We start from the raw sequence: 19,681 nt of genomic DNA on the forward strand, positions 1-19,681 counted from the left end.
CGGACGTGGCTACACTGCGGGGATCATTATGCTCAACGACGCGACAAAGCTTTTCTATCAGCCGGTGATTGCCTTTTTCGGCGCGGTCTCGGTGGTCATCACGATCTATGTCGTGTGGCTGACATTGCACAATATCAGTCTGATGCGGCCAGGGCAGGAACAGTTCATCGGGCTGGACAACTACTTGCGGCTTCTGCTCGACCCACGCGGCCTCAATGCTCTCTGGCGCACGGTCCTCTTCACGGTGGTGGCCACGACCATTGAACTGATCATCGGCCTTTTCGTCGCCTTGCTGCTCGACCGGGAATTTCATGGCAAGAGGATTGCGCGAGCTATCATGCTCGTGCCCATCGTCATGACGCCCATCGTCGTCGGGCTGACATGGCGTTTCATGTTCGACCCGTCGAGCGGTATGGCGAACTACCTCCTGTCCCTGCTTCATCTCGGTCCGGTCGATTGGCTTGGCAATCCAAACGTCGCCCTGTTCTCAGTGATGATTGCCGACATCTGGCAATGGACACCCTTTGTCGTGCTCTTGACGATGGCGTCACTGGAAGCGCTGCCGGGCGATCCGCAAAACGCCGCGCGTGTCGACGGCGCTCGGGAGTGGCAGGTTCTCTGGCACCTCACCTTGCCCGCGCTTCACCGTGCGCTTCTTGTCGTCGCCCTCATCCGCGCCATCGACAGTGTGAAGACCTTTGACATCTTCTACATCATGACCCGCGGCGGGCCAGCGCTATCGACGGAAACACTCAATCTCTACGGCTATATTTCGGCATTCACCAATTTCGACATTTCCTACGCCCTGACCGTTGCCATGGTGTTGACGATCTTCACCAATGTCGCGCTGCTGTTGCTGTACAACCTGGCCTTCAAGGCTCAAGCGCGGGGAGCCGTATGATGCGCAAAATGGCCTTCTATATCGCCATCCTCGCCCTCATCGTGGTCGTGCTGTTTCCGCTCTACTGGGTGGTCGTCACATCGGTAAAGACGACGAAGGACGCCTTTGCGATCCCACCGGTCTGGTTCTTCGAACCGACCTGGGAGAACTACCAGCGCGTTCTCAACAATGGCGTCTTCATTCGTGCCTTCATGAACAGCGTCCTTATCTCCATTACGGCAAGCGCGATATCGGTGGCGATCGGTGCGCTTGTCGCCTATGGGCTCGTGGCACAGGAAGAACCGGTGCGCCGCAGCAATGAAAAGTTCGTGCTGAGCCTCAGGATAGCACCACCCCTGATCTTCATCATTCCCACGTATTTTCTAGCCGCGCAGTTGAAATTGCTCAACAATCACTGGGTGATCATTGCGGTCTACGCCTTCATCAATGTGCCCTTTGCCATATCGCTGCTCATCACCTTCTTCGAGGACATACCAAAGGAGCTGCGCGACGCGGCAAAAGTGGACGGTGCGCGCGAACTGACAATCTTCTGGAACGTGTTCCTGCCGGTCGCCAAGGGCGGCATCGTCGCGACGATGATCCTGTGTGTGCTGTTTACCTGGAATGAGTTCTTCATCGCCCTCGTCCTGACCGGGCGGGACACCCAGACACTGCCCGTCAGCATCACCTCGTTCCTGACTTTTCAGGGGGTGCAGTGGGGACCGCTGACGGCAGCCGCAACGCTTGTCATGCTGCCGATGCTCGTTCTCGGCATGTTGGTTCAAGGCCAGGTCGTACGTGGCATGTCACTCGGAAGTATAAAAGGATGACCGGCATGATCCAGGCCAGCAAGCAGTCGCTTTCCCTACGGAAAATCACCAAATCCTATGGCCCGATCTCGGTGCTGAAAGGGATTGATGTCGAGGTCGATGAAGGCGAATTCGTCGTCCTTCTCGGCCCCTCCGGCTGCGGCAAATCCACCCTGCTGCATGCGATCGCGGGTCTGCATTCGATCGACTCGGGAGAAATCGTGATCGAGGGTCGACCAGTGACACACATCCCGACACGGGAGCGCGATGTCGCAATGGTGTTCCAATCCTATGCGCTCTACCCGAACATGACGGTTGCGCAGAACATCGGCTTTCCGCTGCGGATGCGCAAACTCTCGCGTGAGACAATTTCGCAAAGGGTGTCGGAGGTCGCACGCCTCTTGCAAATTGAACCGCTTCTCGAGCGGAAGCCGCGCGAGCTTTCGGGTGGCCAGCGCCAGCGTGTTGCCATCGGACGGGCTCTTGTGCGCGACCCGAAGATTTTCCTCTTTGACGAGCCGCTGTCGAATCTCGATGCGACGTTGCGTGTCGAGACACGCGCCGAGATCAAGAGACTGCACGAGCGCGTCGGAAAGACAATGGTCTATGTGACCCACGACCAGATCGAAGCCATGACGCTAGCGACCAGAATTGTCGTGATGAACAAGGGCGATATTCAGCAGATCGGCTCACCCTATGAGATCTATCACAAACCGGCCAACACCTTTGTGGCCCGGTTCGTCGGTTCGCCGTCCATGCAGTTTATCAGCGGCCGCCTCGTTATGGATGGGACTGCAGTGATCTTCACGGATGGAAAGGATTGGAAACTGCCTCTTCCGCTGCCAGGACTTTCCGAAGGCATTTCGGGAGACGTCATCCTTGGTTTGCGGCCGGAACACATAAAGCTGGCCCGTCACGATGAGGAGGGTCATGACGCCATCGTCGACCTGGTCGAGTCGACAGGCCCTGAGGACAACGTCACTTTATCGATCAACGGACAGAGGGCGACAGCCAGGCTGGAAACCGGGAGCACCGCCCCTGGGCAGACGATCAAGGTGCAGATAGCGGCCGAGAAAGCGTCCCTTTTCGACGCCGCGACTGGACAACGCCTGAATTGAACGGAAAAAGCATGGAAATCATCGTCAAGGATACAGTCGACGAAGCCTCTGCCATCGTCGCGGAAATTCTACTTCGGCAAGTCGAAGAAAAGCCGGACAGCGCGCTCGGCTTGCCGACGGGAGCGACGCCGCTTGGGGTGTACGCTCGTCTGATTGAGGACTTTCGAAACGGCCTTGGTTGCTACAATCGTGCCCACGCCTTCAATCTTGATGAGTATCTTGGGATTCCAGGCACCGACGCTGCATCCTATGCCTTCTACATGCGTGAAAACCTGTTCCGGCACATCGATTTCATGCAGAGAAATATCCATATTCCGGACGGTTCAGTTGCGGATGCGAGCGCGGAGGCCACGCGCTACGAAACGCAGATTGCAACGCGTGGAGGCATCGACCTGATGTTTCTCGGCCTTGGCCGCAACGCCCACATCGGCTTTAACGAACCGGGATCCCCGCATGACACCCGCACCCGGCGGGTTGCGCTGACAGCCTCGACGATGGAAGCCAATGCGCGCTATTTCGCACCGGGCTCACGCCAACCCACGCATGCCATCACGATGGGAATCGGCACTATTTTAGAATCGCGGAGAATCGTTGTTCTGGCGACCGGCATCGAGAAGGCCAGCGCAGTTGCGGCAAGCCTCGCCGGGCCAATAACAGATGCCGTTCCCGGCTCCGCGCTCGCTCGCCATGCCCATACGACCATTGTGCTGGACAGGGACGCCGCCCATGAGCTTGACCGCATACTGATGTTGGAGATTGACGCGTGACGCAGCCGGTGCTTGCCATCGATATCGGCGGAACAAAAACGATGACGGCGCTCGTGTCGGACGCCGAGGTCCTTGAGGAGATGACCGTTCCAACGCAGCGTTCTGACGGACCGGATACCTGGCTCGCCAATGCCCACGCTGCCGCAGAGCGTTGGCATGGTAAATATGATGCAATCGGCCTTGCGGTGACGGGCTTCATCCGCAATGGGCTTTGGTCCGCCATGAACCCAGAGACACTGGGGATACCCGAAAACTACCCTCTGGTCGACAAAACCTCGGCTTTGTTTGGCGTGCGCGCACTCGCAATGAACGACGCCCAGGCGGCAGCGTGGGGTGAGTATCGCTATGGCGCCGGTTCAGGCGGCGATCTTGTCTTCCTGACGGTATCGACGGGCGTGGGCGGAGGCATCGTGGTCAATGGCCGGCCCCTCGGCGGCCTTGCCGGACATTTTGGCTTGATGCAAAGTTTTGGTGATAGCTCCTCCTATCTGGAGGACCAAGTGTCCGGGCGCTGGATGCAGGCAGAAGCCGCGCGACAGGGATTTGGCGCCATGCCCGCCCCCGACATTTTTAATGCTGCGCGGAACGACGAAACTTGGGCGAAAGCGATCGTTGCACGATCGGCACGTGGGATCGCCATGCTTTGCCGGGCTATTCAACTTATACTTGACCCCGCAGAGATTGTGATCGGAGGTGGGGTCGGCCTTGCCGAAGGCTATATCGAGCTGGTTCGCGATCTCAGCATTCAAGTCCCTTCCACCATAAGATCGAACATAGTACCCGCTAAACTCGCTGCGCAGGCTGGAGTTATCGGAATTGCCGATCTTGCAAGCCGATTACTTCTCCCAGATGGTCAGGATTCGCGCTGACCAGCGGTGGGAGGATGTACGCGGATATGCGGTTAGGCGAGCTTCAGCCGCGGCTCGGTCGTTTTCCGGCGAAGAGATCGGCGTAACTTTTGATGAGCTTGGTCATGCGGTCGGCCACCGTCCGGATCTCCGGTCGGTGGCGGTCCTCGGCATTCATGACGATCCATTGCCGGTGGCGCAATTCCGGCAACTCGCCGCCCTGCCGCTGCAATTCGGGATGGAGATCGCCGACGAAACAGGGAAGCACGGTCTTGCCGGCGCCGGCGCGCACCAGATCCGGCAGCGAACGCGGCCGATTGACGGTGGCGACGATCCCTGTTGCGGCATGGGCGTGCGGCCAGCGCAGATAGGCCGATATCGCCTCTTCCTCAGCAACGGCAATCCAGCGCTCGTCGGTCTCGGCGGCGTTGCGCCTGATATAGACGGCATAGGCCACCTCTCCGAGCAGACGTGCGGCAAGATTGGCCTCCTCAGGCTCGAAGGCGCGAATACCGATATCGCTCTCACGATAGGCAAGGCTTGCCCGCGCCTCGCCAATGGTGAGCGAAATGGCGAAGGCATCGCCCGGCATGCGGATTGCGGCGAAATTCTCGGTCAGCAGCCAGGCGAGCCAGGTGCCGGCGGCGACCCTGACGATCGTGCCGCCCTCGCCGGATTGCCGCCACGCCGCCACCTTGCGGGCGGCGGCCTCCATTTCCTGCAGGTGATCGAGCAGCGCCTGGCCATCCTGGGTCAGACGGTATCCGGTCTGGCTGCGCGAAAACAATGCGCGGCCAATCTCCTGTTCGAGATCGAGCATACGCCGGCCGACGGTCGCAGGACTGAGCCCGCTTGCGGTGCTTGCCCCCGTCAGCCCGCCGAGCCGGGCCACCTGCAGGAAAAGCTGATAGGAATCCCAACTCGCATTTTTCATTGATGAAAAACATAGCGGGATTTTTCCCGTTTATAAAGAGAAATTCGACGCCTAGATCAGGTGATGTCTTACACAGGAAAGGACATTGTCATGATCGACTTGATCACTATAGCAGGCACCATCGGCTATCGGCACTATCCCCAGCGAAGCGGTTGCAAGGCGGACGAGGACAGATTCTATGCCGAGTTCGGAAACAATCGCCTCATTGGCTTTATCGCCTGGCTGACGTCGCTCGACCTCCACCTCGGAAGGCGGCGCAAGGCCGTAGCGCAATCCCGCAACCGCTGCGGCTGCGCGGTTCAGGCGACTCTTCTTGTTCCGAGATGAGCCGGTGCCGATTCTGCGACGATGCGGAAGCGCTCGATCAGCGCCATCAGCGTATCGGCTTCGCCGGCAAGCAGGCGGCTTGCCTGCGTCGTCTCGGCAACCATCGCCGCGTTCTTCTGGGTCATCTGGTCCATGGCGTTGACCGAACCGTTGACTTCCTGCAGGGCGGCCGACTGATCGCGGCTGGCAGTGGCGATGGTCTCGACATGGCCGCTGATCGCGATGATCTCCTGGCTGATCGAGGCAAGGACGCTGCCGGTCTTCTGGACCAGTTCGGACCCTGCCGTCACTTCGCGGCTCGATGTCTCGATGAGCGACTTGATCTCGCGCGCTGCATCGGCCGAACGCTGGGCGAGTTCGCGGACTTCCTGGGCGACGACGGCAAAGCCCTTGCCCGCCTCTCCGGCCCGCGCCGCCTCGATGCCGGCATTCAGCGCCAGAAGATTGGTCTGGAAGGCGATATCGTCGATCACCTCGATGATCTGTTCGATACGCTGCGAAGCCTGCTCGATGCGATCCATGGCGGCGACGGCATCGCCGACGACGGCGCCGGAGTTGTCGGCCGTCTTCTTGGTCGCAGCCACGACATTGTTGGCTTCACGGGCACGCTCGGCGGACGAACGAACCGTCACGGTGATCTCTTCCACCGCGGCCGCGGTCTCCTCGAGGTTCGCCGCCTGCGCCTCGGTGCGTTTCGAAAGCTCGCCGGCAGAGGCAGAGACGGCGCCGCTGTTGCGCTGGATCGTCGCGGCGCTGTCACGGATACCGGACAGCGTATCCTGGAGCCGCAAGAGGGAAGCGTTGAAATCGACGCGCAGCTGCTCCAGCCGGCCGACGAAGGGCGTGCCGATCGTCTGCGAGACATCGCCCTGCGACAGGCGCCCGAGGCCGGCGGCAAGCTGGTTGACGGCAAAGTCGATCTGGCCGTCGAGCGAGCGCTTGTCGGCATCGTTCCTGGCGCGCTCGGCATCGCTCAATTCGCGCTGTTCGGCAGCCTGGGTTTCCAGGTCGCGTCTTGCGCGGGCACTGTCGCGGAAAAGCGCCAAGGCCCGGCCGATGTCGCCGAACTCGTTCCTCTTTTCGACACAGGGGATCGCCCCTTCGAGATCGCCCGCGGAAATCGAGTGGACGCTGGTCGTCAGCGCCTGCAAAGGCTTCACCGACAGGCGGATCGCATAGAAGGCGAGAACGCCGACGATCAACATGACGATGGCGCCGACGCCGAGAACCAGCATCTGCAGCTCATACATGCGCTGGTAGTAGAGCTCCATCGGAATGCCGATGAAGAGAATGCCGACATTGGCGTTCGACGCGTTCTTGATGGGGAAATAACCGGTCATGAACTTGCGGCCGAAAAGCTCCGCCGGACCGTAATAAGCCTCGCCCCTGGCGAGAACCGGCTGGGCGGGGTGCTCGGCGACCAGCTTGGTGCCGACGGCGCGGTCGCCGTTTTCCTTCTTGACGTTGGTGGAGATGCGGACGTAGTCGCTGCCCTGCTTTTGAAAGATGGTCGCAACGCCGGCGATCGATTGCGCCGTGCGGTCGACCAGCGAATGGTCGGCAAGGGCGGGAATAGCGTCTTCCGTGACAGTGGAGAGCTGATTGTCCTTCAGCTCGATCTTTGCAGCCTGATCGGCCGCGCCGTAGAGGACGGCCATCGCGCGGGTGGCATCCCTGGCATCGGAGACAGCCCCGTCCATGACATGGTGGCTCAGATTGTAATAGGTCACGCCGACGATGGCGGCCGTGCTGATCGCCAGCAGAAACAGCGTGATCGCAACGATCTGGCGTACGATCGACGTAGAGAAAAGGCGCAGCATTGAGACCCCCGGGAGATAGACCAAGGTTAAATTAGACTAAAAGCGTTAAGGAAGATTCTCCGTAAATCAGGGTTGTCGGAGGTATTCATCGGTCTCGTTTTCTGACGGATCATCTCTGCGTGATGGCCGCGCGGCCGCTCGCAATCCGACCAGATCGCGATTTCTGCGGAATAAATAGAAACGGCCCCGGAAAGTCCGGGGCCGTTCGAATAAACACGGGTCGGTCGATGATCAGGCGGCGCGATAGACCGGCGCACCGGTGGCTTCGCCGTCGATCTTGAACTGCTGAATGAGCCTGCGCAGCGAACCGGCCTCGTCGGCCAGCTCGCGGCTGGCGGCAGTCGTCTCCTCCACCATGGCGGCGTTCTGCTGCGTCATCTGGTCCATCTGATTGACTGTCGCGTTGACGCTCTGCAGCGCGGTGGACTGGTCGTGGCTGGCGCGGGCGATCATCTCGACATGCTGGCTGATCGTGACGATCTGGGCGCTGATCTTGGCGAGCACCGTGCCGGTCTCCTGCACGAATTGCGAGCCGGAATTGACCTCGTTGGTCGACTTGTTGATCAGCCCCTTGATCTCCTGCGCCGCAGCGGCGGAGCGCTGGGCCAGTTCGCGGACTTCCATCGCGACCACCGCAAAGCCCTTGCCGGCTTCACCGGCGCGCGCCGCTTCGATGCCGGCGTTGAGCGCCAGGAGGTTGGTCTGGAAGGCGATCTCGTCGATGACGCCGATGATCTGCTCGATCTGGCGCGAGGCACCTTCGATGCGGCTCATCGCGTCGATCGCATTGCTGACGACGACGGCGGAATCGTCGGCGCTGCGCTTGGCCTGGCGGACGATCTGGTCGGCATCCTTGGCGCGTTCGGCCGACGAGCGGACCGTGACGGTGATCTGATCGACGGCGGCAGCGGTCTCTTCGAGCGAGGCAGCCTGCTGTTCGGTGCGCTTGGAGAGGTCCTCGGCCGACTGGGCCATCTGGTTGCCGTTGCCCTGGATCAGTTCGACATTGTCGCGGATCTGGCTCATCGTCGCCTGCAGGCGCATCATCGAACCGTTGAAATCCTGGCGCAGCTGTTCGAGACGGCCGATGAAGGGCGTTTCGATCGTCGTCGAGATATCGCCCTGCGACATGCGTTCGAGGCCGGCGGCGAGCGCATTGACCGCGAATTCGATCTGACGATCCATCTCGCGCTTTTCGGCGTCGTTGCGCTGACGCTCGTGTTCGGCGGCGGCGCGTTCCTCGTCGCTCTGCTCCTCGATGCGGATCTTCGAGATGGCATTTTCCTTGAAGATGCCGAGCGCGCGGGCCATGTCGCCGATTTCATCGTGGCGCTGCTCGCCGGAGATGCTGGTATCCAGCGCCCCTTCGGCGATGCGGCGCATGGCGCCGGTGATATGGCTGATCGGGCGCTGCAGCGTCAGCACCAAGGCAATGCCGCCGAGGATCGACAAGAGGATGCCGAGACCGGTGGTCATGACGGAGATGCTGTTTGCCTGGGTGCGCTCGGTGCCGGCCGTCTGCTTCTGCAGCTCGGCGAAATCGGTCAGCTTTTTCCAGATCTGGTCGAGCTCCTGGCGGGCCGCGGCATAGGCGGTGACGCGCTGACCGATCGTGTCGACGATCTTCGAGCCGCCGCCGGAAATGACGTCGAGCGCCGGCTGGATCGCGCCGGATATGCCTTCGGCAAAGCCCATGCCCTTGGCGCTGGTGACCAGCACCTGCATGTCCTTGCCGAGCGTGCCGGCCTGCTGCTGCAGGCGCACGAGATTTTCCTTGCTGGAGTCGGCGAGAAAGTCGGAAAGAACGATCTGAAGCGAATAGACGGAATTTTCGAGACGCCTCGTATCCTGCAGGACCGAGTTGGCCTGGGCAATCCGGCCGTCGAGCGCGGCGAATTCCTGGGTCGCGTCACGCATCTTCTGCGTTGCGGTCAGCTGCGTATAGGTCGAGGTCTGGCGGAAGCGCGAAATGAGACGGCCGAGTTCGGTGGCGGTCTCGTCGGTCGGATTGGGCGTCTGGACGATCGCCTTGATGCCGTCGATGGTCGCAGCCAGCGCGTCGATGACATTCTTCTGATTGCTCGGAACCGAGATGGCGATCAGACGCTGCGATTTGATGATCTCCGGCATCTGTTCGTTGATGAAGGCGATCTTGTCCTGCGGTGTCTGCGGCTTGCTGAAGCCGCTGGCGACGGTGCCGAGGAAATCGCCGCCCTTCAGCAGGCGGTCGGCCGTGCGAAGGGTGCTGGTGGCGGCGCTCTCGTCGCTCTGGACGGTGCTCTGCAACTGCTCGGCCTGGTAGGACACGGTGAAACGGGTGCTGATCACGCTCTTCTGGGCCGCGTCGATCTGCTCATGCAATGCCTGTTCCTGCTCGTGCAAGGCCCACAGCTTGTCGACGACGCCCGAAATTTCCTTGGTGCGGCGCGATGCCTCCGCAAGGCTGTCGCGGCCAGCGGCCTCGTCACCGACCTGGCTCAGCGTCTGGTCGAGCACGCCTTGCTGGATCTTCAGATCCGCGCTCAGTTTGTCGCGCGCCTCAGGGCTGGTGACGCGCAGGAAATCATCCATCGAACCATAGAGATCCTTGAAGCCGCTGAGCGACTGCAGAACGCTGTTGGATATTTCCATGCGGCCCTGCAGAAGTCCCGAAGCGTAGAGACCGGTCAGGCCCACCGCCGAAATGGTGACGACGAAAGGCAGAACGAAGATCAGAACCTTCGTCTTGATCCTGAAGCGGGAAAGAATCTTATCAATCAACATGGCGTTCCGGGCCTTTCATACACCACTCCTCCCGCAGGCGGCCACATGGCGCCAGCCGGGTGCACATCGAGCTGTTCTTATTTTACATTGGGGAACCCGGAAGCCAGGCGGCAGTCATTGCCAGTTCATGTCCAAACAACTTGGAGATGCCCAAATATTCGCGGGCAATTGTGTCAGATTAGATATTAATTTTCGGATAAGCAGTGATGGCGGGTTAAGCCAAGGCAGTGAAATAGTTGCAAAATTATGGGCCGCGTCGTCGCGGTGACGTGATCACCATGCCGGAACGTTTGCTCCAGGCCTGCGGACGCGATCAGATGAAGTGCGAGAGCAGCAGCGCGAGGCTGGCGGCGGTGGCGCCGGCTGCAAGCATCAGATAGCGCAGGGCGACCATCCGGGCGTTCGGCTTTGCCTCGGCAATTGCGATGGCGCGGGCGCGTCGTGCGTTTCTGTTCATGGCGAAACCTCACTTCTCTCTGACACAACAACAATCCAACAAATCGGCTTGCCGGTAAAGCTTAATTTAGGAACGACCTTACAAACCGCCAATTGAGACAGGATGGCGCACCTCTATTAAGAAGTCTTGAATCGGCTTTTCTAGGCCCATTCGCCCGCGGCAAATCCGGAGGCCCAGGCCCACTGAAAATTATAGCCGCCGAGCCAGCCGGTGACGTCGACGCACTCGCCGATGAAATAAAGGCCGGGCACGGCTTTTGCTTCCATGCTGCGGGAATCCAACGCCGCCGTGTCGATGCCGCCGAGCGTCACTTCGGCGGTGCGGTAACCTTCCGAGCCGGACGGTTTGACCGCCCAGTTCTGGACGCCGGCGGCAAGACGCAGCAGCGCCTTGTCGGGCAGGTCAGCCATGTTGCCGGAGATCTTTTCGCGTTCGACGAGAAATTGTGCCAGCCGCTTCGGCAGGATATCGCCAAGGGCTGTCTGCGGCGACTGGCGGCCATTGAGCTGTTTTGCCGTCTTCAAATGCGCCGCAATGTCGATATCCGGTTCGATCGAGACCACCACCTCGTCGCCCTCGCGCCAATAGGAAGAGATCTGCAGGATGGCCGGGCCGCTCAGCCCGCGATGGGTGAACAGCAGCGCTTCGCGGAAGGCGGTCCTGCCGTGGCGGATTTCGGCCGGGGCGGCAATGCCGGCGAGCGGCGCGATGCTTTCCAGCAGGCCGGGATCGAGCGTCAGCGGCACGAGGCCGGGTCGGGTTTCGAGCACGGCCAAGCCGAACTGCTCGGCGAGGCGATAGGCAAAGCCGGTGGCGCCCATCTTCGGGATCGACTTGCCGCCGGCGGCGACGATCAGCGACGATGCTTCACAGTGACCTTCGCTCGTCGATACACGGAAGCCGGCTTCGGTCTTTTCGACGCCTGATATTTCGGTGCCAAGATGCAGCACTGCACCGGCCATGCGCATCTCCGCCAGCAACATGCGGATGATATCTTTGGCGCTATCGTCGCAGAAAAGCTGGCCGAGCGTCTTTTCGTGCCAAGCGATGCCGTGGCGGTCGACCATGGCGATGAAATCGGCGGGCGTGAAACGGGCAAGCGCCGACTTGCAGAAATGCGGGTTGGCGGAGAGAAAATTCTTCGGGCCGGCATGGATATTGGTGAAATTGCAGCGGCCCCCGCCTGATATGCGGATCTTCTCGCCAGGCGCCCTGGCATGGTCGAGGATGACGACCGAGCGGCCGCGTTTTCCGGCACGGATGGCGGCCATCATGCCCGCCGCTCCGGCGCCGATGACGATAACGTCGCTTTTGCGCTGCAAACCCGTTTCCCCGATCAAACCCGCGTCTTCTTTTTCCATCAAAGGGCGAAAGTCAACGTTTGCCACCCCTCGCCAATTGGCAAAGTCTGGTTATGATGGCGTCACGATCAATACAAACCGGTGTGTCATGTCCCCAAAAAAGACGACGCTCAAGCCTGCCAGAAACGTACCCGCCTCGAAGAAAACTCCCCCGGAACCCGGATCCCTGCGTGGCGTTGCGAACTGGAAGGAAGCAGCGCGGTGGCTAAGGGACAGGGGCATCGAAGACATCGAATGCATCACGCCGGACCTTGCCGGCGTTGCGCGCGGCAAGATGATGCCGAGCTCGAAATTCACCTCGAACACCTCACTGGCGCTGCCTTCGGCGATCTACCGGCACACGATTTCGGGCGAATATCCCGACGAGACGGAAAGCTTCCGCTACGAACCGCGCGACAGCGACCTGAAGCTGATGCCCGATCTTTCGACGCTTTCCGTCGTGCCCTGGGAAAGCGACCCGACGGCGCAGGTGATCTGCGACATCGTCGATTCGGACGGTGGCGAAGTCCCCTATACGCCGCGCAACGTGCTGAAGCGGATCATGAGCCTCTATCATGAGCGCGGCTGGAAACCGATCGTGGCACCGGAGATCGAATTCTATCTCGTCGCCAAGAACGACGATCCCGACTATCCGCTGCACCCGCCGAAAGGCCGGTCCGGCCGCTCGATCCTCGGCGGCCAGGGCTATTCGATCGCCGGCATCAACGAGTTCGACGAGCTGATCGACGACGTCTATCATTTCTCGGAGAAGCAGGGGTTGGAGATCGATACGCTGATCCATGAAGAGGGACCGGCGCAGCTTGAGATCAACCTGCGCCACGGCAATCCGATCGAACTTGCCGACCAGGTGTTCCTGTTCAAGCGGACGATCCGCGAGGCGGCGCTGAAACACGACATCTACGCGACCTTCATGGCCAAGCCGATGCAGGGCCAGCCGGGCTCGGCGATGCATATCCACCAGTCGGTGGTCGATATCGAGACCGGCATGAACATCTTCTCCAATCCCGATGGCTCGGCTTCGAAGGAATTCTTCCACTTCATCGGCGGCATGCAGAAATTCGTGCCGAGCGCGATGGCGATGCTGGCGCCCTACGTGAATTCCTACCGGCGCCTGCAGCCCGATATGTCCTGCCCGGTCAACAATGCCTGGGGTTACGACAACCGGACGACCGCCTTCCGTGTCCCGGTCTCCGATCCGCAGGCGCGGCGCGTGGAAAACCGGCTGCCGAGCTCGGACGCCAATCCCTATCTCGCGCTCGCCGCCTCGCTCGCCTCCGGCCTGCTCGGCATCATGAAGCAGATCGAGCCGACGGCGCCGACCGAGGATTCGGCCAATGAGGGTTCGATCGACCTGCCGCGCGGCCTGCTGGAAGCCGTGGCGCTGCTCGAGGACGAACCCGCCTTCGAGGAGATATTCGGCAAGCAGTTCATCGGCCTTTATGCCGGCGTCAAGCGCGGCGAGTTCGAAACCTTCATGCAGGTGATCAGCCCCTGGGAGCGGGAATTCCTTCTGCTCAACGTGTGAGGGAAGCATCATGGCATCGCAGGAGACGTGGCAGAGCCCGATCGCGCCCGGGCTGTCCTGGTATCAGGCAACCGTCGGGGACCGCCCCACCTACCCCGCTCTCGACGGCTCGAGAACATCAGACGTCGCCATAATCGGCGGCGGCTATACCGGCCTGCAGGCCGCCTATAATCTTGCCAAATCAGGCGTTTCGGTGGTCCTGATCGAGGCCTGCCGCTTCGGCGACGGGGCGTCCGGGCGCAATGGCGGTCAACTCGGCACCGGTCAGCGATGGTGGCCGGAAGAACTTGAGGAGAAGGTCGGCTACGAACGCTCGAAGGCGCTGTTCGATCTTGCCGAGGCGGCCAAGCGCCATCTCATCGATTTCGCCCGCGAGCATCAGATCGAGATCGACTATGTGCCCGGCCAGCTCAATGTCGCACACAAGGCGAGCTACAAACGCGACTACTATGAAAATGCTGAAATCGCCGCAGAGCGCTACGGCTATCCGCATCTCAGCTTCATGGACGAGAAGGAAACGCAGGAGAGGCTCGGTTCGAAGCGTTTCCATTGCGGCGTGCGCGATGTCGGCACCGGCCACATTCATCCGCTGAAACTGCTGGTCGGGCTGGCGCGGGTCGCTGCCAATGCCGGTGCTGAAATCTTCGAGATGACCAAAGCAACGGCGATCCGCCAAAGCGGCGGCAAGGTGACGATCGAAACCGAAAGGGGGACGATCACCGCTGAGCGCGCTCTGATCGCCTGCAACGGCCATATCGGCGACCTCGAACCGGTGACGGCGAGCCATGTGATGCCGATCCGCTCCTTCATTGGCGCGACTGCCCCACTCGACGGCCATCCCGATATACTGCAAGGCGGCGAGGCCGTGGCCGATTCGCGCTTCGTCGTGCGCTACTTCCGCAAATTCGGCGACGGCCGCCTGCTGTTCGGCGGGCGCGAGGCCTATACCTCGGACAATCCGCGCGACATTTCAGAGCACATCCGCCGGCAGATCGCCGAGATCTATCCCGACCTGAAGGACATCGAGATCACCCATGCCTGGGGCGGCAGCGTCGGCATCACCTTGCCGCGGCAGCCCTTCGTGCGCGAGGTCATGCCCGGCGTCATCTCGATCGGCGGTTATTCCGGCCATGGCGTCATGCTGTCAAACTACTGTGGCAAGCTCTATGCGGAAACGGTGCTTGGAAAATCTCGCGATCTCGATCTCTTCACATCGCTCGATATTCCAGCCTTTCCCGGCGGAGCCCGGATGCGGGCGCCGTTGCTTTTCCTCGCCTTGTCGTGGTTTGCACTTCGCGACAAGTTTTAGTCCGATTGCGGATTTCCTCTTCCGGAAATTCGCTCTAAAACCAGTTCCTGAGAGATTCATTGCACTGCACACTGGCTTTTTTAAATCGATTAGATTAAAAGGGCCGCCAACCAGCCTGATTGAGAGACAAGCTCATGAGCAGCCAAATCATTCCCGTTGAGCCCTTTGATTACGTCGTTTTCGGCGGCAGCGGCGACCTTGCAGAACGCAAGCTTCTGCCCGCGCTGTATCATCGCCAGATCGAAGGCCAGTTCAGCGAACCGACCCGCGTGATCGGCGCCTCGCGCAGCCCGTTGACGCACGAGGAATACCGCAAATTCGCCAAGGACGCGCTGAACGAGCACCTGAAGAAGGGTGAATATGACGAGGCGGAGGTAGAGAAATTCTGTGCCCGCCTCTACTACGTCTCGGTCGACGCCCGCACGGATGCCGGCTGGGATCAGCTGAAAAAGCTGCTCGACGAGGGCAAGGAGCGTGTGCGCGCCTTTTATCTGGCAGTCGCGCCCGGCATCTTTGGCGACATTTCGCAGAAGATCCACGACCACAAGCTGATCACCAAGTCGACCCGCATCGTCGTCGAGAAGCCGATCGGCCGCGACCTCGCCTCCGCGCTGCAGCTCAACGACACGATCGGCCGCGCCTTCAAGGAAGAGCAGATCTTCCGCATCGACCATTATCTCGGCAAGGAGACGGTGCAGAACCTGATGGCGTTGCGTTTTGCCAACGCACTTTACGAGCCGCTGTGGAACGCCAACTACATCGACCACGTGCAGATCACCGTGGCTGAATCGGTCGGCCTCGAAGGCCGCGCCGGCTATTACGACACGGCGGGCGCACTGCGCGACATGGTGCAGAACCACATCCTGCAGCTGCTCTGCCTGACGGCGATGGAAGTACCCTCGTCGATGGATTCGGAAGCCGTGCGTGACGAGAAGCTGAAGGTGCTACGCGCGCTGAAGCCGCTCAATGCCTCCAACGTCGAGCAGGCGACGGTCCGCGGCCAGTATCGCGCCGGCGCATCGGGCACTGGCCCGGTCAAGGGTTACCTCGAAGAGCTCGAAGGCGGCGTGTCGAACACCGAGACCTTCGTCGCCATCAAGGCCGAGATCAACAACTGGCGCTGGGCCGGCGTTCCCTTCTATATAAGAACCGGCAAGCGCCTGACCGGGCGCATGTCCGAGATCGTCATCACCTTCAAGCCAATCCCGCACGCAATCTTCGACCAGGCGGCCGGACGCATCAACGCCAACCAGCTGATCATCCGCCTGCAGCCGGATGAGGGCGTCAAGCAGTCGCTGATGATCAAGGATCCGGGTCCAGGCGGCATGCGCCTGCGCAACGTCTCGCTCGACATGAGCTTCGCCCAGGCCTTCAACGTCCGCAATCCCGACGCCTACGAGCGCCTGCTGATGGACGTGATCCGCTCCAACCAGACGCTGTTCATGCGCCGCGACGAAGTGGAAGCCGCGTGGAAATGGGTGGATCCGATCCTCAAGGGTTGGGAAACGACCGGCCAGCAGGTGCAGGGCTATACGGCCGGCACCTGGGGACCGAGCCAGGCCATCGCGCTGATCGAGCGTGACGGCCGCACCTGGCATGACGAAATCTAGGACGAAATCGATGGCATCGACCCTGCATTCCTTCGCCAGCGCCGCAGACCTCGCCGGCAGTCTCGCCGACAAGGTCGCCGATACACTTTCGGCGGCGATTGCCGCCCGCGGAACGGCGTCCATCGCCGTTTCCGGCGGCTCCACGCCGAAGGTCTTCTTCCAGGCGCTTTCGACGCGCGACATCGCCTGGGACAAGGTGACGATCACGCTTGTCGACGAACGTTTCGTGCCGGCCGACAATCCGCGCTCGAACCATCTGCTGGTCGATGCCAATCTGCTGCAGAACAAGGCAAAAGCGGCACGCTTCCTGCCGCTCTATCAGGACGCTGCCTCCGCGGAGGAGGCGGCAAGGCTCGCAACCGAGAAGACCAGGGCGATCAGTTCACCCTTCGACATCGTCATCCTCGGCATGGGTGGCGATGGACACACCGCCTCGTTCTTTCCCGGCGGCAGCAATCTTGCCAAGGCGATCGATGCATCGACGCCGCGCGGCATCATCACCATGGAAGCGGAAGGAGCCGGCGAGCCGCGCCTGACCTTCACCTTCTCCAGTCTTCAGGATGCCGCACTCCTGGTTCTCCATATTGAGGGCGAAGGCAAAAAAGACGTTCTCGCCAAGGCGGAAGGCAGCGGTGACGAGGCAGAAATGCCGATCCGCGCCGTTCTGCGCCGGGCCACTTCCCCGGTCGAGATCTACTGGGCTCCCTGATCCGCCGTCATCCGGACCGAGATTCAGGCCAGAGCCGCCGAAACAGATAGAGACAACGAACAAGGCAGGGATTTTCCATGTCCGCTCACGCACGCATTTCTGCGATCACCGATCGCATCGTCGAACGCTCGAAACCAAGCCGCGAGCGCTACCTTGAACGCCTGCGCGCCGCCGCTTCCAAGGGTGTCGCGCGCTCGGTGCTTGGCTGCGCCAACCTTGCCCATGGCTTCGCGGTCTGTTCCCCCGCCGACAAGGATGCGCTCGCCGGCGACCGCATCCCCAATCTCGGCATCATCACCGCCTATAACGACATGCTCTCAGCCCACCAGCCGTTCGAGACCTATCCGGCGATCATCCGCGAGGCGGCAGCCGAGGCAGGCGGCGTGGCGCAGGTGGCAGGCGGCGTGCCGGCGATGTGCGACGGCGTCACCCAGGGACAGCCCGGCATGGAGCTCTCGCTCTTCTCGCGCGACCTGATCGCCATGTCGGCGGGCGTCGGCCTGTCGCACAACATGTTCGATGCCGCCCTCTTCCTCGGCGTCTGCGACAAGATCGTGCCCGGTCTGGTGATCGCGGCGCTCTCTTTCGGGCACCTGCCGTCGATCTTCGTTCCGGCTGGCCCGATGACCACAGGCCTGCCGAACGACGAGAAGTCGCGCGTGCGCCAGCTCTTTGCCGAGGGCAAAGTCGGACGCGCCGAACTGCTGGAGGCGGAATCGAAATCCTATCACGGTCCCGGCACCTGCACCTTCTACGGCACCGCCAATTCCAACCAGATGCTGATGGAAATCATGGGCTTCCACATGCCCGGCTCGTCCTTCATCAATCCCGGCACGCCGCTGCGCGAAGCGCTGACGCGCGAAGCCGCCAAGCGGGCGCTGGCGATCACCGCGCTCGGCAACGAATTCACGCCGGCGGGCGAGATGATCGACGAGCGCTCGGTCGTCAACGGCGTCGTCGGCCTGCATGCGACCGGCGGCTCGACCAATCATACGCTGCACCTCGTCGCCATGGCGCGGGCAGCCGGCATCCAGCTCACCTGGCAGGACATTGCCGAGCTTTCGGAAGTCGTCCCGCTGCTTGCCCGCGTCTATCCGAACGGACTTGCCGACGTGAACCATTTCCAGGCGGCCGGCGGCATGGGTTTCCTCATCAAGGAACTGCTGAAGCACGGCCTGGTGCATGACGACGTGCGCACCGTCTTCGGCCACGGTCTCCAAGCCTATACCGTCGATGCCCGACTCGGTGAAAACGGCGCCGTCCTGCGCGAGCCGTCGCCGGAAAAAAGCGTCGATCCCAAAGTGCTTTCCAGCATCGAAACGCCGTTCCAGGCGAATGGCGGGCTGAAGATGCTGCGCGGCAATCTCGGCAAGGCGGTCATCAAAATCTCCGCCGTCAAGCCCGAGCGCCACATCATCGAGGCCCCGGCAATCATCTTTCACAGCCAGCAGGAGCTGCAGGACGCTTTCAAGGAAGGTAAGCTCAACCGCGATTTCATCGCCGTCGTGCGCTTCCAGGGCCCGAAGGCGAACGGCATGCCGGAACTGCACAAGCTGACGCCGCCGCTCGGCGTGCTGCAGGACCGCGGCTTCCGCGTGGCGCTGCTCACCGACGGGCGCATGTCCGGCGCTTCCGGCAAGGTGCCGGCGGCGATCCACGTCACGCCGGAAGCGGTCGACGGCGGTCCGATCGCCCGTATTCGCGAGGGCGACATCATTCGCCTCGACGCGATCAAGGGCACGCTCGAGCTGCTCGTCGATGCCGCGGATTTGGCCGAGCGCGAACCTGTCGTCGTCGATCTCTCCGACAATGAATTCGGCATGGGCCGCGAGCTCTTCGCGCCGTTCCGTCGCGCCGTTGGACCTTCGGACCAGGGTGCGAGCGTACTCTTCCACCACTGAGCATGGTCACTGGAGACAAACAAAAACCCGCGGAGCGCAAAAGCACCCCGCGGGTTTTCTGTATCAGTCCCGTGCTATCCGTCAGGCTCGAATATCGAGAACGTAATCGCGGTGCGCCGGATGGGTGCTGTAGACGAAGATCTTGTTCAACTCCTTCTGCGTCAGCAGGCGCAGGAAGCGAACTTCCACTGTGTTGTTGGCGTTGACCTTCATCAGCAGGCAGCCGACCTTGGTGATGCGGGCATCCGGAATATCCAGATAGAACTGCTTCGGCAGGCTGAACTGGGTCAGGATCGCGAGCGTCGCGCTGCTCATCGAGATCCGGACAATGTCGCAGCGGCGCGAAGCCGCGTGCATGACGCCCTTTTCCGTATATTCGATGCGCGCGGCGTTCATAGTGTCCTCCATTTTGAACCGCGCCTCGCGGTCATACATGAAGGATTCTTCCTTGCTCAGGAAATGAGATTTTGGCTGTGACGGATTGGAAGCGGCCACCTGCTTATCCCCCTCATAAATTGACAGGGAAAAGGTAGCAGCCGATCT

The 19,681-nt window shown here is 61.2% G+C and carries 17 protein-coding genes; 11 read left to right on the top strand and 6 right to left on the bottom strand.

The annotated features are described in order from the left end of the window. The first annotated feature begins 28 nt into the window (after window positions 1-28). The 5 genes from FFM53_RS09320 to FFM53_RS09340 are packed head-to-tail and all read left to right on the top strand — an operon-like array spanning window position 29 to window position 4,443. Window positions 29-901 (top strand): carbohydrate ABC transporter permease, encoded by an 873-nt coding sequence (locus FFM53_RS09320; protein WP_138334335.1) that lies wholly within the window; start codon window positions 29-31, stop codon window positions 899-901. Beyond that, window positions 901-1,710, top strand: a complete 810-nt coding sequence (locus tag FFM53_RS09325; protein ID WP_138334517.1) for a carbohydrate ABC transporter permease — start codon at window positions 901-903, stop codon at window positions 1,708-1,710. Before FFM53_RS09320 ends, FFM53_RS09325 begins: the two co-directional genes overlap by 1 nt. Continuing rightward, window positions 1,707-2,807 (top strand): ABC transporter ATP-binding protein, encoded by a 1,101-nt coding sequence (locus FFM53_RS09330; RefSeq protein WP_138334336.1) that lies wholly within the window; start codon window positions 1,707-1,709, stop codon window positions 2,805-2,807. The genes FFM53_RS09325 and FFM53_RS09330 overlap by 4 nt, the downstream gene beginning before the upstream one ends. An 11-nt stretch (window positions 2,808-2,818) precedes the next feature. Further along, window positions 2,819-3,574 carry a glucosamine-6-phosphate deaminase gene (nagB, locus tag FFM53_RS09335; RefSeq protein WP_138334337.1) on the top strand — a complete coding sequence of 252 codons (756 nt, stop codon included), beginning with the start codon at window positions 2,819-2,821 and terminating at the stop codon, window positions 3,572-3,574. Further along, window positions 3,571-4,443: an ROK family protein gene (locus FFM53_RS09340; protein WP_138334338.1), complete on the top strand. Its 873-nt coding sequence runs from the start codon at window positions 3,571-3,573 to the stop codon at window positions 4,441-4,443. Before nagB ends, FFM53_RS09340 begins: the two co-directional genes overlap by 4 nt. A 43-nt stretch (window positions 4,444-4,486) precedes the next feature. Here FFM53_RS09340 and FFM53_RS09345 read toward each other — a convergent pair whose 3' ends face one another. After that, window positions 4,487-5,356 carry a LysR family transcriptional regulator gene (locus FFM53_RS09345; RefSeq protein WP_138388066.1) on the bottom strand — a complete coding sequence of 290 codons (870 nt, stop codon included), beginning with the start codon at window positions 5,354-5,356 and terminating at the stop codon, window positions 4,487-4,489. Between the two features lie 90 nt (window positions 5,357-5,446). On the opposite strand from FFM53_RS09345, the gene FFM53_RS09350 reads away from it, so the two are divergent. Next, window positions 5,447-5,683, top strand: a complete 237-nt coding sequence (locus FFM53_RS09350; protein WP_138388067.1) for a hypothetical protein — start codon at window positions 5,447-5,449, stop codon at window positions 5,681-5,683. On the opposite strand, the gene FFM53_RS09355 is transcribed toward FFM53_RS09350, so the two are convergent. The 4 genes from FFM53_RS09355 to FFM53_RS09370 form a co-directional block, all read right to left on the bottom strand. Further along, window positions 5,656-7,503, bottom strand: coding sequence for a methyl-accepting chemotaxis protein (locus FFM53_RS09355; protein WP_131628178.1), 1,848 nt, complete (start codon window positions 7,501-7,503; stop codon window positions 5,656-5,658). The two genes, FFM53_RS09350 and FFM53_RS09355, sit on opposite strands and share 28 nt — an antisense overlap. A 231-nt stretch (window positions 7,504-7,734) precedes the next feature. Further along, window positions 7,735-10,266, bottom strand: coding sequence for a methyl-accepting chemotaxis protein (locus FFM53_RS09360; RefSeq protein WP_138388068.1), 2,532 nt, complete (start codon window positions 10,264-10,266; stop codon window positions 7,735-7,737). A 313-nt stretch (window positions 10,267-10,579) separates the two neighbouring features. Then, a complete protein-coding gene (locus FFM53_RS09365) occupies window positions 10,580-10,723 on the bottom strand; it encodes a hypothetical protein (RefSeq protein ID WP_012756101.1) in 144 nt (47 codons plus the stop codon). 140 nt (window positions 10,724-10,863) lie between these two features. Continuing rightward, a complete protein-coding gene (locus FFM53_RS09370) occupies window positions 10,864-12,084 on the bottom strand; it encodes a BaiN/RdsA family NAD(P)/FAD-dependent oxidoreductase (protein ID WP_138388069.1) in 1,221 nt (406 codons plus the stop codon). Between the two features lie 88 nt (window positions 12,085-12,172). Here FFM53_RS09370 and FFM53_RS09375 point away from each other — a divergent pair, with 88 nt between their 5' ends. The 5 genes from FFM53_RS09375 to edd all read left to right on the top strand — a co-directional run bounded on the left by FFM53_RS09375 (window position 12,173) and on the right by edd (window position 19,138). Continuing rightward, window positions 12,173-13,609, top strand: a complete 1,437-nt coding sequence (locus tag FFM53_RS09375) for a glutamine synthetase family protein (protein ID WP_138388070.1) — start codon at window positions 12,173-12,175, stop codon at window positions 13,607-13,609. 10 nt (window positions 13,610-13,619) lie between these two features. Continuing rightward, the gene (locus FFM53_RS09380) at window positions 13,620-14,918 is read left to right on the top strand and encodes an NAD(P)/FAD-dependent oxidoreductase (protein WP_138388071.1); all 1,299 of its coding nucleotides are present in this window, start codon (window positions 13,620-13,622) and stop codon (window positions 14,916-14,918) included. 134 nt (window positions 14,919-15,052) lie between these two features. Beyond that, a complete protein-coding gene (gene zwf, locus FFM53_RS09385; protein WP_003556617.1) occupies window positions 15,053-16,528 on the top strand; it encodes a glucose-6-phosphate dehydrogenase in 1,476 nt (491 codons plus the stop codon). A gap of 10 nt (window positions 16,529-16,538) precedes the next feature. After that, window positions 16,539-17,237: a 6-phosphogluconolactonase gene (gene pgl, locus FFM53_RS09390; protein ID WP_138388072.1), complete on the top strand. Its 699-nt coding sequence runs from the start codon at window positions 16,539-16,541 to the stop codon at window positions 17,235-17,237. Between the two features lie 77 nt (window positions 17,238-17,314). Further along, on the top strand, window positions 17,315-19,138 hold the full coding sequence (gene edd, locus FFM53_RS09395; protein ID WP_138388073.1) for a phosphogluconate dehydratase: 1,824 nt from the start codon (window positions 17,315-17,317) through the stop codon (window positions 19,136-19,138). Window positions 19,139-19,219: 81 nt separating this feature from the next. Here the strand turns inward: edd and FFM53_RS09400 are convergent, their stop codons facing one another. Continuing rightward, entirely contained in the window at window positions 19,220-19,573 is a 354-nt protein-coding gene (locus tag FFM53_RS09400) for a hypothetical protein (RefSeq protein WP_003545591.1), read from the bottom strand. Between the last annotated feature and the right edge of the window lie 108 nt (window positions 19,574-19,681).

The sequence above is a fragment of the Rhizobium indicum genome (assembly GCF_005862305.2).
GTDB classification, from domain to species: Bacteria; Pseudomonadota; Alphaproteobacteria; order Rhizobiales; family Rhizobiaceae; genus Rhizobium; species Rhizobium indicum.